This window comes from Marispirochaeta aestuarii (assembly GCF_002087085.1).
GTDB lineage: Bacteria > Spirochaetota > Spirochaetia > JC444 > Marispirochaetaceae > Marispirochaeta > Marispirochaeta aestuarii.
In genome coordinates this window covers 96,439-109,367 of sequence record NZ_MWQY01000003.1, presented here as the reverse complement: position 1 = coordinate 109,367, position 12,929 = coordinate 96,439, and the positions used below count along the sequence as shown (strand labels likewise).

At 52.6% G+C, this 12,929-nt stretch carries 18 protein-coding genes; all 18 read left to right on the top strand.

Translation table 11 applies throughout. The annotated features are described in order from the left end of the window. Nucleotides 1–9: 9 nt before the first annotated feature. Nucleotides 10–384, top strand: coding sequence for a hypothetical protein (locus B4O97_RS03480; protein ID WP_083048365.1), 375 nt, complete (start codon nt 10–12; stop codon nt 382–384). A gap of 11 nt (nt 385–395) precedes the next feature. Beyond that, nucleotides 396–767 carry a phage tail assembly protein gene (locus B4O97_RS03475; RefSeq protein WP_083048362.1) on the top strand — a complete coding sequence of 124 codons (372 nt, stop codon included), beginning with the start codon at nt 396–398 and terminating at the stop codon, nt 765–767. Then, entirely contained in the window at nt 764–925 is a 162-nt protein-coding gene (locus B4O97_RS19430; RefSeq protein WP_158084133.1) for a hypothetical protein, read from the top strand. Before B4O97_RS03475 ends, B4O97_RS19430 begins: the two co-directional genes overlap by 4 nt. After that, nucleotides 915–1,610 carry a hypothetical protein gene (locus tag B4O97_RS03470; RefSeq protein WP_083048361.1) on the top strand — a complete coding sequence of 232 codons (696 nt, stop codon included), beginning with the start codon at nt 915–917 and terminating at the stop codon, nt 1,608–1,610. The genes B4O97_RS19430 and B4O97_RS03470 overlap by 11 nt, the downstream gene beginning before the upstream one ends. Next, a complete protein-coding gene (locus tag B4O97_RS03465; protein WP_083048360.1) occupies nt 1,603–2,988 on the top strand; it encodes a phage tail tape measure protein in 1,386 nt (461 codons plus the stop codon). Before B4O97_RS03470 ends, B4O97_RS03465 begins: the two co-directional genes overlap by 8 nt. Continuing rightward, nucleotides 2,985–4,226, top strand: a complete 1,242-nt coding sequence (locus B4O97_RS03460) for a DNA circularization N-terminal domain-containing protein (RefSeq protein WP_083048359.1) — start codon at nt 2,985–2,987, stop codon at nt 4,224–4,226. Before B4O97_RS03465 ends, B4O97_RS03460 begins: the two co-directional genes overlap by 4 nt. Then, nucleotides 4,219–5,262 (top strand): phage baseplate assembly protein, encoded by a 1,044-nt coding sequence (locus B4O97_RS03455; RefSeq protein ID WP_143305508.1) that lies wholly within the window; start codon nt 4,219–4,221, stop codon nt 5,260–5,262. The genes B4O97_RS03460 and B4O97_RS03455 overlap by 8 nt, the downstream gene beginning before the upstream one ends. Then, nucleotides 5,250–5,747: a hypothetical protein gene (locus tag B4O97_RS03450; protein ID WP_083048357.1), complete on the top strand. Its 498-nt coding sequence runs from the start codon at nt 5,250–5,252 to the stop codon at nt 5,745–5,747. Before B4O97_RS03455 ends, B4O97_RS03450 begins: the two co-directional genes overlap by 13 nt. Then, on the top strand, nt 5,747–6,151 hold the full coding sequence (locus tag B4O97_RS03445) for a GPW/gp25 family protein (protein ID WP_083048356.1): 405 nt from the start codon (nt 5,747–5,749) through the stop codon (nt 6,149–6,151). The genes B4O97_RS03450 and B4O97_RS03445 overlap by 1 nt, the downstream gene beginning before the upstream one ends. Then, entirely contained in the window at nt 6,148–7,233 is a 1,086-nt protein-coding gene (locus B4O97_RS03440) for a baseplate J/gp47 family protein (RefSeq protein ID WP_083048355.1), read from the top strand. Before B4O97_RS03445 ends, B4O97_RS03440 begins: the two co-directional genes overlap by 4 nt. Then, entirely contained in the window at nt 7,224–7,853 is a 630-nt protein-coding gene (locus tag B4O97_RS03435) for a putative phage tail protein (RefSeq protein ID WP_083048353.1), read from the top strand. Before B4O97_RS03440 ends, B4O97_RS03435 begins: the two co-directional genes overlap by 10 nt. A gap of 3 nt (nt 7,854–7,856) precedes the next feature. Further along, the gene (locus tag B4O97_RS03430) at nt 7,857–8,915 is read left to right on the top strand and encodes a hypothetical protein (RefSeq protein ID WP_083048351.1); all 1,059 of its coding nucleotides are present in this window, start codon (nt 7,857–7,859) and stop codon (nt 8,913–8,915) included. Nucleotides 8,916–8,924: 9 nt separating this feature from the next. Next, a complete protein-coding gene (locus B4O97_RS03425; protein WP_083048349.1) occupies nt 8,925–9,140 on the top strand; it encodes a hypothetical protein in 216 nt (71 codons plus the stop codon). Then, entirely contained in the window at nt 9,115–9,441 is a 327-nt protein-coding gene (locus tag B4O97_RS03420; protein WP_083048347.1) for a hypothetical protein, read from the top strand. Before B4O97_RS03425 ends, B4O97_RS03420 begins: the two co-directional genes overlap by 26 nt. Nucleotide 9,442: 1 nt before the next feature. Beyond that, nucleotides 9,443–9,760 carry a hypothetical protein gene (locus B4O97_RS03415; RefSeq protein WP_083048345.1) on the top strand — a complete coding sequence of 106 codons (318 nt, stop codon included), beginning with the start codon at nt 9,443–9,445 and terminating at the stop codon, nt 9,758–9,760. A 149-nt stretch (nt 9,761–9,909) separates the two neighbouring features. Beyond that, on the top strand, nt 9,910–10,077 hold the full coding sequence (locus tag B4O97_RS19425; protein ID WP_158084132.1) for a hypothetical protein: 168 nt from the start codon (nt 9,910–9,912) through the stop codon (nt 10,075–10,077). Then, nucleotides 10,074–10,523 carry a hypothetical protein gene (locus tag B4O97_RS03405; protein WP_083048341.1) on the top strand — a complete coding sequence of 150 codons (450 nt, stop codon included), beginning with the start codon at nt 10,074–10,076 and terminating at the stop codon, nt 10,521–10,523. The genes B4O97_RS19425 and B4O97_RS03405 overlap by 4 nt, the downstream gene beginning before the upstream one ends. Continuing rightward, entirely contained in the window at nt 10,466–12,925 is a 2,460-nt protein-coding gene (locus tag B4O97_RS03400; protein ID WP_158084131.1) for a LamG domain-containing protein, read from the top strand. The genes B4O97_RS03405 and B4O97_RS03400 overlap by 58 nt, the downstream gene beginning before the upstream one ends. Nucleotides 12,926–12,929: the final 4 nt, after the last annotated feature.

The following is a 12,929-nucleotide window of genomic DNA, read 5'->3' as shown; positions in this document are numbered from 1 at the left end:
GAGTAAAAAATGAAAAGCGGAGATATACGAGAGTGTTCGATCAATAACCGCCTCTTCGATGTTGTGACCGGGTCGGACGTAACGTTCAGGACTTCTGGCTACCAAAACGAAACCGAGGCAACCGGGAACGGCGGGATCCACGTAACCCAGCGGCGGAAACTTGGAGGCTTCGACGGACTACCGGTTCTGCTCGATCATGACCGGGGAGACCTGGAATTCTTGCAGGCAGCGGCGGACAGCGGGGACAAGGTGCCCTGCTATCTGACCCTTGTGGACGGGACAACCTACCGGGGCGACTTGGTAATTGTCGATGTGCTGGACGCCAACACCGGAACCGGGCAGGTAGAAATTACCGCATCCGGCCCGAAGTTTGAACAGATTTAGGAGTTAGCAAAATGGCAGATCAGGAGAAGGCCATCGCGCTGCTTGAAAGTTGGGAAGAGAAATTTGACACCGTAATAACCGCAGACAGGGACAGGCTTATCCGGGCAATCGAAGCGGGCAGAATTACATATTCCGAAGGATCAGAGACTTTCATTATCGAACTGGTAAAACCTATCAATCTTGAGAACGGCGACACCCTCACCATGCTGGAAGTCTCGGAACCTACCGTCGAACAGCTCAGGCAGGCGCAAAAGATCAAAGACGAATTCGCAATGAGCCTCCGCCTTTTATCGCAGATGGTCGGGCAACCGGAAGGTGTACTCGGGCGCATGAAAGCGCGGGATATGAACCTTGCTGCGGCGGTAATGGGTTTTTTCTCATGATGTCGGCGGCTGACCTTTGGGACGCATCCCTTACGGTCGCCGACAGATTCAAGTTCCAGCCGTCGGAAATCGGGCGGCTCAAAGTATCCGAACTTATCGGATGGTATGACGGAGCGGTCAAGCTCTACGAGAGGGACGCAAAGGCGTATGGCAAGTAAGGGCGTAGCATTCCCGACAGACATAGATACTCGTTCCGCTATGCTCGCGCTCGACATGGCCGGGAAAACTGTACTCCCGGAAGCCATCGCAGAAACCTTGAATATCGTTGCCGACGCCTCAACAAAGCAGCAGATAAAAAACGTCAAGCGCCGGTTACGTGTACGGACGAAATACACGATTAACTCGATGAAATCCAGCAGGGCGCGGCCATATCAAGCACTTAATAAAGCACGTGGCAGGAACATTGACCGCATGTTTTCCAGGACCGGAACCTTTTCGTCTTATCTCTGGACGCAGGAAGGCGGACAGACGATCAAGGGGAAAGATGGGGCCCTCCCGATTCCTACCAGCAAGGCCCGTACGTCGCAGGACATTCTAAAGGCAATCGCCAAGCGTTACCGCATCGGCGGCGGCGACAGTCTCAAAGATGGCGAGTACGGCGATACCGGGAAATTCTTCATCGGCACCCCGAAAGGCGACGGCCGTCCACGTGGTCTGTACGAACGGAAAAATAAAAACAAACGGCTTACGATGCTGAGAACCCTGGAACACGAAGAGGTGAAACTAAAAGACACTAATTTTCACGACGACGCGATTAAGCGATATGGCACACCGCAATATATCCGGGCGAAGTTTAACCAGGTAGCAGTCAGACGCTTACGCAGGAGGGGACTCAGTGCCTAAGCCGACAGTCTCGACGACATTTAATGCAGTTGACCGTCTCTCTGGTCCTATCCGCAGGATGCAGCAGAACGTCAAACGGTTTGCACTCGCAGCCGGGGCAGGGATGGCGGCGGCCACCTTTGCCGTGGCCCGGTCTACTATGAAATTCGCAGAAGCCGGGGACGAAATCGCCAAGACCTCCCGGCGTCTCGGTCTATCGGCTGAATCATTCCAGGAACTCCGGTTTGCCGCCGACCGCTCCGGGGTATCCGCTGAATCCTTTACTACCGCCATGGAACGGCTGAATAAGAATGTCGGCGACCTCCGAGCCGGTACGGGAACCTTGACCACGCTACTTAATAAACAGAATCCCGCACTGGCTAAACAGCTGAAACTTGCAGAATCGAATGAACAGGCGTTCTCCATACTGGTAGAACAGATGGCCGCGATTGAAAACCCGATGGATCGGGCGGCCCTGGCTCAAGCGGCTTTCGGTCGGGCCGGTCAAGAACTCATTGTCATGGCCGAAAATGGAACCGCCGGGATTGAAGCCCTCCGGGAAGAGGCGCGGAAATATGGAAACGTTATTTCCACAAACGCGGCAAAATCGTCCGAGAGATTTATTGACTCGATGACGAATTTAAAAAACTCTATGACTGCCGTAAAAAATAACGCAATCGCCCCGCTGGTAAATGCTATGCAGCCGTTCATTCAACGCATGGCCGATTTTGTCGCCCTGAACCAGGATCTTATAAACCAGAGGATCCAGGAGACCATAACCAGGATTGCGAACGCCGGCCGCTGGCTGGCTCAGAACTGGAGGAGCGGGGTTATTCCCGCAGTCCTGGCTGGAGCCGGCGCGTTCAAGCTTGTGACCTCGGCTATCGTCGGAACCCGTGGTCTGATCGAAGCGATCAAGGCGGTAAAAAAGGCCATGGCTGCCGGGCGGCTCTTATCGCTGACAACGCCATGGGGATTACTCGCTGCGGCTATCGGTGGAGCGGCCGTCCTCATTATCAAATATTGGGAGCCGATAAAAGCATTCTTCCAGGCCCTCTGGGGCGGCGTCCTGCAATCTTTTGAGGATGCAAAGCGCCGGATCCTTGCTATCGTGGATGCCATCATGACACCTGTTCGGGCGGTCGGCGATTTTATCGGCGGGCTCGGTGCTGACTCTACTCCGGAGAGCCGGGAATACTTCGGGAACCGTGGCGGGAGCCGTCCCGAAATGCGGGGCTTACTCTCTGCAAATCAGGGCATGGCAGAATCCCGGTCTTACTCGGAATCGAAATCCACGGTTGACGTCAATATAGGCGGACTCCCGAACGGGTCGACGGTACGACAGCGTGGGATTGCTCCTGGGGTTAATCTTAACTATGGCTACCTGGGGGGCAGATGAGTTTTAATGACCGCCTCCGCGACATGGTTTATACCTCACCTTCCGGTAAATCTTTTACCCTGCAATTTGACGACCTGTCACGAAGCGGCGGGAAGAAAGCACCGGTAACAGAGAGCCCCGGCGCGAAAGGTGGAACCGTCCAGGACCTAGGACAGCGGACAATTACCTATCCGGTACGCTGCTACATTACCGGGCAAGATTACGATCTCGAAGGTGATCGCTTCTGGGACGCACTCCTTGAAACCGGCCCTGGATTTCTGAATCATCCGCGGTGGGGAAATGTCCGCGTACTCCCTAATCCCAGAACGCAGACAGAAGAATTTGTCAACGGCGCAGGACGGGCGGTTTTTGAAGTTGATTTTATTACCGCACCCGAGGACGCCGATGAATACCCGACAATCGAAGCTGCCCCCGATTTACAGATTACCGCCGATGCCGATACTGCCGCATCCGCAATCACCGACGGACTTGACGGCGAAGAACTGACCGACCCGAAAGGCATAGCCGGACTAAAGGATGCCGTTGTCAGAAACATGGCCCGGTTCAAAACGGCTTTTGCTTCTGTCTCTGCGGCGGTCGATGGATTGCAGGCAGACATAGAAGCGGTTATCACTTCGGTCACAAATAATATTGACGATCTTGTAACTGCCCCCGCTGATCTGATGCAGGAGTTGTTGACGCTCTATCGTCTCCCGGCCCGAACGGTGACAAATGTACAATCGAAGATTGAAGGCTACAGCGCGACCTATTCAACTATAATCGCAGGTTTTGAAAGCCAGACGCTTGCATACGGCGAAATGGTCGGCCTTATCAATACCGCTCAAGCAAATGCGATACAGGCAGCCGCAGCCGAGGCGACGATTGACGGCACGATAACAACACGCTCTCAAGCGGCCGATATTATCGACACGCTGAACGCGCTCAATGCCAATATCTCCACAGCAGTTGAAGCGATAGAAGCAGCGGGAAATTTCAAATCGGATTATGCATCAAGGGCCGCAGCAGAACAGGCATCAGCCCGCGCAATTTCAAACCTTGTTGACCGGGCGCTTAACCTGCCGACTGAAAAGCGTCGAACCCTTGACCGGTCGATAAACCCCCTGGCGCTGGTCTACGAATTATATTCCGATATAGACAATCTCGAAGATACCCTGTCTGAGTTTATCGCCTATAACCGCCTGACCGGAAATGAAATTCTAACTATTCCGAATGGCCGGGAGGTCCGCTGGTATGAGTGACCCCCGGATCATAATTGAAATCGGAGGCGATCAGGTAGGGCAGGTAAACCGTGGCGAAAGGATAACCGGCTGGTCTGGCTTGTCAGTTATCCGCTCGATTGACTCAGGCGCAGATGCTTTTTCATTTTCCGTTCCCTGGAATCCAACGCCAGATAATATACGGCGCTTTCGCCCGTATCAGTCTCAGCAGGTTGTAGTCTGGGCGGACGATGAAAAATTGATTACCGGCTACCTTGAAGCGCTGTCTCTTGTGACAGACCCTGAGAATCGGTCAATGAATATTCAGGGCCGGTCAATCACCGGCGTACTTATCGACTGGTCAGCAGGCCCGCCTTTTCAGTTTACCGGGCTCACCTTTAATCAGATAGCCGCAAAAATCGCGCACCCCTACACAGTGAAGGCCATCCCCGATACCGCCCCGCTTGCCGATGTGCAGATTACACCGGGGCAAACGGTTTATGAATTCTTATCTCAACTCGCTGCGGCTAATGGTTTATTCGGCCGACCGACCGCAACCGGCCGCCTTGAGTTTGTCAACATCGCAGACAGTGCACCGGTGGCCGACATCATCGAGGGGGAAAAGAATGTTGTATCTGTTTCAGCCGGTCATGACGTTACCACCCTGCATCACGAATACATCATTGTCGCCTCATCTGACGGAAATCCCGACATATCGGCAACCGTCACGGATCGGCGCATGGCCCCGGCAATCCGTGGGAAGAAAATTATACAGCCGGAGCAGGAGAGCGCGGACTATTCGGCAGCGGCGAAACTCGCACGATCCCGCGCGTGGATATCAAGTTACACCCCACAGGTAATCGTCAAAGGATGGAAACATGACGGCGCATTCTGGCGGGCAGGGGAAGTAATCAGGCTCAAGGCCCCCGGCGCTTTTATCATTAAGCCATCCCTCTTTTTAATTAAGCAGGCCACATTTTCGATGGACGAATCATCAGGCAGGATAACTACGCTTGATCTGACGCTTCCCGGTACCTACTCGAACACATACCCGGAGGATATGCCGTGGGAGGATTAAGCAAAGTAACCGGCATCCGGTACGCCCGCCGGGGAACTGCTCCGGGAAAAGCGGTACTCATTAAAACGCAGACGGCAATCGCTGAACGAGAACTTGAGATGTACCATAATCCGGGGATTGCATCAGCGCCGACGGTTAATGATCAGGTTATCGAAATTCCATTAGGCAACCGGCGCATTGTAGTAGCCGCGCATAATTACAGGGTCGAGATTAACCCGGCGGCAGGGGAGACGGTTGTCTACTCAACCAACACCGCAGGCGATACTGAGGCGGCGCGGATACATCTCAAGGCTGACGGCACGATTGAAATTAACGGATCAGATAAACGGCTGGTCACTTTCGATGAACTCGACACCGCAGTACATGGAATGATTACCGCGCTTAATACGGTACTCGGAACAAAACTTGACGGCTCCGGCACTCCCGGAAGCATCACGCTGGATATCTCAGCAGCAGAGACCACAACGGTCAAGACGGGGGGATAATGGCAGACCTGAAAATTACACCGACCCGTGACGGCGGTGAAATAACCATAGTAAATGGCAAGCCGGAAATGACGGACGGACTTTTTAACGCAGTTTACCTGTCAATCTTTACCGGGCCATGGTGGGGAAATCTCGCAACGCCGAAAGACGAACGCTACACGTCAACACTGCCGCAGGCGATGAATGGCCCTGTCACGGTCAACACCCGGAACGATGTAATCGAATCGGTACGCTCTGCCATCGCATGGCTGACTGATTCAGGGATTGCGGATGAGGTGATAGTAGAGGCTGAAATCGAACCGGGCGGGCGGCTGGATTTACGCGTGAAAATTGTCAAGCCGGAGAACATTGAAACATACGCATACGCCTTGAACTGGAACGCCCAGGAGGTTGAAATAGCATGATAACGATTCCTACCATCGCGGAAATCAGAGACCAGATATTATCAGACATTGAAACGCAAACCGGGCAGGAAGCCCCACTGCTTCCCCGCGCTGTCTGGCGTGTACTCGCTGCCGCATTAGCCGGGGCGCTTCATCTTCTCTACCGGGTCGGGGCATGGTTATACGACCAGATTTTTACAGCAACGATGGACGATGACGCCCTATCACTCCGGGGGCAAGAATACGGACTAACAAGGACGCCGGCTCAAAAATGGATAGGCACTGCGACCGTCACAGGATCAGGGGCAACCATTGCAATAGGAACACTTTTCCAGGATAGCGGAAATGTTTATCAGGTCACAGATGCGCTCACCTTTACCACCACCGGCACGCTAAAACTTGAATCACTCGAAGGCGGAGAAGCGGTACACCTTGATGTTGCCGACACCCTTTCAATCGTCACCCCGCAGGCAGGAGTTGATAATACAATTACCGTTGCCTCGGTCACGCAGTCCGGCGCAGATCAGGAAACGCTTTCGGCTTTTCGTTCCCGCATCCTTTACCGTCAGCAGAACATACCACAGGGCGGATCCGTTGCGGACTATGTTCTATGGGCAACTGAGGTTTCCGGCATCGCCGAGGCTTTCGCTTTTCAGCCGTCGGCCGGTTTTGTAAATATTTATCCGCTCCTGGACGTTGATGACCCAGCAGACAGAATCCCGGACTCGACGAAATTGACCGAGGTAGAAAACTACGTCAGCGACCCGGAACGAAAACCGCTTAATGCTCAAGTGTCTGCAGTGGCGTTTAGTGAATTAAACTTTGACGTTGACATCAGCAATTTATCACCGAACACCGCAGCAGTAAAAGCGGCGATTGAAACGGCAATTGAAAATTATATGTACAGCCGCCGTCCATTGCAGTACGACGATCAGCCGAACGACCTACACACCGTCAGTCAAGTTGAGATCGCAAAAATCACCGCCGACGCCGGGGCCCTGGTCGCCACGGTGGTACTGAAGAATGCGGGAGGCTCTTCTATCGCATCGTATGAACTGGATGATTCAGAACTTGCCGTTTTGAGGACATTATCATGGGTATAATGCGCTCGACATTGAGAAGCCTTTTCCCACCTGGCCACCCGTGGCAACTGTTCGGAAATATCGGACAGTTGGTTGACGCCCTCGCGCTTTCCTTGGAACGCCTCCGGGAATTCCTAATGGACGTTATCACCGAGAGCAACCCAGGCACCGCCACCGATACGCTACAGCAATGGTATGCACAGCTCGGAATTACCTATGACCCGACACAATCGACGGCGACACTACGGAAGCGGGCAAAGCAGGCATTTACTGCGATCGGTGGCCAATCGAAAGAATACATCGAGGCTGTCTTACAGGTTGCGTATCCGAACGTAACCATCGAAGAGGTGGAAATAGAACCGATTAACCAGGTAGGTATCGGCATGATCGGCAAGATGGTAACGACCGATTATCAATCTTGGGTACCTGCCGGAGCTATGGACGGGACATATCCCGTCTATTATTACCGCGTCACCGGCGAAATCTCAACACCGTATGACCTTAACGGAATTCAAAATATCTTAGATAGGATAGCACCGCTGACACATACGGCGGTCTATGACGTGACGGTACTTGGTATCACCGACACCGCCATGGTAGGGCTCGGTGTGACCGGGCTTGCAGAAGTAGGCAAGGAGTAGACAATGAGAAAAATAGCAGGACCAGGGCATGTATCAAATGAGTTTGCAGACTACGACCCGATAACAAACCCCGACGGAACGGTTGTCACCGCTCAATGGGCGAACGACGTACAGCGGGAGCTTATCGGCGTTCAAGATGAATTTTCAATTGCCGAGGCCGACGGATCGAATACATACATTCTATCGGCAATAAAAGGAATGGCGATTAAATACGGTAAAAAGCTTGGAGAGGTTTTTTTCTCCGAGGAATACGAAGCCCCGGCCGCCTTCGATAAAGACAACCCTGAAGATTTCAACCCTGCGGTGTGCCTGTCCAGTATCGAAGACCATCTTGATATTTCCGCGACCAACTGGCCCGACCTTGTGCCGGTACTTAGGGCGCGACCCGCTTATTACATGCACAACAAAACGGGGGAGAAATACCAGTTTGACGTCACCAATTGGGCGATAGTCTCGAACGTTGCAACACTGACCTTTGCCAACACTACCGCCGAGCTCGCAATCCTTGGAGTCCTGTCGGAAGACACCGTGGCACATGGCGGATATGGAAACTGGCAGACCATCACGCTTGCATCGGCTATTGGAGACATTGCCGCGGGGGATTACGCCATTACCGACGTTGACGCAGCATCCAGAACGATATCTTTCGCCTATGCAGCATCCGACAATTCCGGCGGAGTGACAGCCGTCGCCTCGTTCTACCGGCACCGGGTCGCAGGGTCGACAACCACGGCGAGACTTTTCCCCGTTGACGGATACGCAATCATGTCAGAGGGGTCGGACAGGGTAAGCGGTTTTCGGAAGCTCGATCAGATGCAGAGGATAACGGGAGACGTTATTGTAGCGTCTGGATCAGCTATTGCACCCGCTACTGGCGCTTTTTACCAGACAGCCATTGCAGATGGGGTTGCTGCTACTTCAGGTAGCTATAATAGATTCTTGGTTTCTTTAGATTCTTCAGGGTCGCCCAACGCCCGCACCTCGGCAACAACCGACGGTGAGACCAGGCCCAGAAACATAGCAGCCTACATGTATCTGTGGGGCCGCTCATACGTAGCATAAGGAGATTTTATGATAGCGAAGATTTTGAAAAAAACCGGCGAATATGAAACGGTGCCGGTCGACGTAGAAGGCGAGACGGTTGACCAGCAACGTGAAATCTTAGAAGAGGTGAAGTCCGTCGAAGTGACCGAGGAAAACAGAGACTTGATTTTGAAGAACGTAAAACTCAGGGCGATAATCCTCAAGCGGGAAACCGGTTATGACCACATTGTTAAAATTGATTAGCCTTGCGCTGATCCTGTCAGCTTGCGCACAGCCGATGGAGTTGGAAACTGCTCCAGTGGCAATCGATGAGCCAGAAATTATCCCTGAGCCTGAGCCGGAACCAGTTGTCCCTATCTGGCAACCAGCCGACAACATGCTTTATATCTTCGAGGCTGACGAAATGGTCCGCGAGTTTGAGACCTTTGATTATGACCATTACCACCTGCTGCTACGAAATGTCAAATTAACTGTAACTCTTCACAACCGCGAATACGGCGATACGTGGCGAGCGGTAGCGGGTCAATGCACATGGGAGGCATAAAGTGTTGACATGGGCTTTAATTGCAACCTTGCTTTCAGGGGGCGGATTTTTCCTCTGGATAAAACAGCTTAAACATACCGCCGGAATAGTCAAAGAGCGCGACATTGAGCGCCGGGAACACCGGAAGGAAGTCCACAGGCTAACCGAAGAGGTGAGGCGTAGGGATCACATAATACACGCAATTGAGGAGGTAAACCGTGACACTGCTAAAAAAAAGCGGAAGATTCGCAATAGCGATCATCCTGCTCGGTCTGCTACTGACATCATGCATAAGCTCGCCGCAGACAGTGACGGAAACGATACTCCCGCCGGAGATTGATTTTCCCAGGCCGCCTGATCCTTTCGGGGTCAAATATTCAGAGGACGGCCAGACGGTGACAATACCATCTGAGCTGTGGATTCAGATTGCCGAATATTACCTGGATGTTCGAGCAACGGAAGAAAAATATTTTCGCATACGAGGAGAATATGAAAATAAAAAAGATAGTGAATAGGAGCGCGCTTGCTTGTGCGATTGTTTGCGTGATTGTTTTTGTGCTGACCGGAGGCGATCCGGGAAGCATTGGGAACACCGTCGGTATTGCCGCATCTATGGCAACCGCTGGATTGATTTTAATTAGGGAGATTATGTCATGAAAAAGATTTTATTCGTTTTGATTTTTACGCTTCTTTTATTTTTCGCTTTTTCGCAGGAGCAGGTATTTTACAATTCACATCCGACATTGGAATGGAACGCGATAATTGAGGACGCAGACGGAAATCCATTCCTCCCGGGGGATATGATTGAATATGAAGTCTACGGATATCCCGGAAGCGACATTGAAGTTCAGCCGATTGAAAACCTGACTTTCTTCGGCATAACCACAGCAACACAAATGCAGATTGCACTCTATCCGAGAGTCCCTTGGTATGTCGCCCTGAGATACAAACACACCGATGGCGGCGGGAATGTAACCTATTCATCGCTCGCATATTCTACCGAGGAGGTACCCGTCACTCAAGACGGCCCTTTCGGGTATTTCCCGTGGCAAGAGGAGACGGACTTAAAGAAAATACAGGGCTTGCGGGATTCGGGGATGTAGGGCAGGAGGAACCTGAGGAACTTATGGGTATACAGTTTGACGCTGGCAGCTCACAATACATAGATAGCTCAACTCCGGTAACTGGTTACCCTTTTACCGTCGCACTGTCATTTAAACTTGACAGTCTATCAGACGGGACACTATTTTGCATCGCAAATACGAGTCAATCAGCAGACTGGTTGGGGTACATCTACTTTAATCACGGTGAGGGCAATGTAATCGAAGCTGGCGCCCGTGATAGTGTGATAAATAATGTCCGTAGTACCGGCACAATAGCTACCGGCGTATGGCGCAGGGTAGTCATAATTTTCGAGGCCGATGACACGACACTCCGTTTAATGGGGACAGACGGTGAAATTGAAGTTGTCTCTGGTAGCAACGGACTAACGCCTGATAACGTTAATCAATTAGCTCTTGGGCGTTTTAACGACTCTTCTCCCGGATCATATTTTGACGGATCGCTTGCACAGCTTGCTATCTGGGACAGAGTTTTAACTCCAGCTGAGGCGGATGCATACCTTGCCGGTGTTGATCCTCAGAATATCTCGACTACTGATCTGATCGTACACTGTCCATTCGCAGGCGACATTATCGATGACGAGGGCGGGATCACGCTCAGTGGCACATATACGCTCAACAGCGGAGATAACCCGACAAGTGGAACTCCTGACGATGCCCTTAAAACAACAGAGCCGGCAACACCGACAGGACGCGTACCTCTTGCGACTGATGTAACAGACGATGCGACGCTGGCCCTTCCACGATACAAAATAATCCCTCATCAGACGTACCCCTGGAATATCTGGGCAGTGGTGCAGGCGACCGGCAACGACATTTTTTTCTCCAACGACTGGGGCGCGACATGGCACCCGGTCGGCGATTTTGATTTTAACTATCATACTACAGTATGGATTGATTCTGCCGGATATTTGCATACAGCTGATCGTAACGGTGCCGGTGGAATTACATACCGCAAGTTTTTTGCCTCAGTCTACCTCGGAGCGCACCATGTCAGTGCCGACGACGCCGCTCTTAATCCATGGGGGGCAGGTAATACTGGGTCGTGCGGAGGCATGGTCGCAGACGGTACAAATCTATGGATATCAGATCGGGTTGTTTCGCAGTCCGGAGCAGACCTTATCTATGTGCACTATTCCGGCGATAACGGTGAGACGTTTACAGCTACCTATAACACCGGAGACACGTTTGATACTGAGCATCGCGTGGGGATGGTCGTTGCAGACGGCAGGCCCGCGCTTGTTGTCTATGAGCAGAGGACGGGCGGATGTAGATTTTATCTGTATCGTTGGGACGGCGTAGACAGTTTTGACGCTGACACTGATTACATTACAACTGCGTCAAGTGACGCTCTCACCCGGCAGTTCGGAGCTACTATCGATAGTGACGGCACTATACATGTAGTCTGGGCAGATCAGGTCGATGGAACGTACGTTATCCGGCATGCTCATAAAACATGGGGGAACTCGTGGAGTAGTCCGGTTACGCTCGCAACTCCCGGTACGTTTAATTCTGAACCCGCAATCGGCTACCAGGATGACGGGGTTGTCTACTGTCTATATGTCAACAGTGACGGCGATATATGCCGCAGATCGTATGATGCTGGATGGAGCGCTGAGGTAATTGTCAATGACTCTGCACCCAGCGGACACCCGAATGTAGCTCCGGTCCTCCCATCCAACGCTGACTATTTTCCGGTGCTTTACACTGAGGACGACGGGGATTCTACCTACACAACATACGTTGATTTTATCTATCGCACCGAGGGCGGAGGATCAGGCGCAATCTCTGGCACATCGGAGGGCACGTCCACGGCATCGGGTACTCTTACCGGCACAGGTGCATTGTCCGGGGCCTCCGAAGGGGCATCCGTTCTTTCCGGCGTCCTGACCGGCACTGGTAGTTTGTCTGGATCAGCTTACGGGCTTGCGACCGTCTCGGCAATTCTCTCTGGTACTGGATCTCTCTCCGGTTCTGCGGCCGGTACGTGCGATATTACAGCGCTCCTTTTCGGCGTCGGATCACTGAACGGGTTATCCGAGGGGTCGTGTATTGCCTCCGGTACTCTCCACAACGCGGCACCGACCGGAAACCTACAAGGAGTTGCGGCCGGTTCTTCGGTCGTCACCGGGACTTTACAAGCAAAAGGCGCATTATCTGGCCTGTCAGCCGGTACGGTTACCATCACCGGTACGCTTTCCGGTGTCGGCGCTTTATCAGGGCAGGCGGCAGGCGTCGCAACATTAACCGGTACACTCCGCGACGGGGCAAATATCCCGATAGGGGAAATCACAATTGAGTTTACGCGGCAGGGCACCGGTATTGCTTGCTCTGTTTTGCGAACAGGAATAACGGCATCCGTACGGGGCCGCAACTTGAATTAAGTGA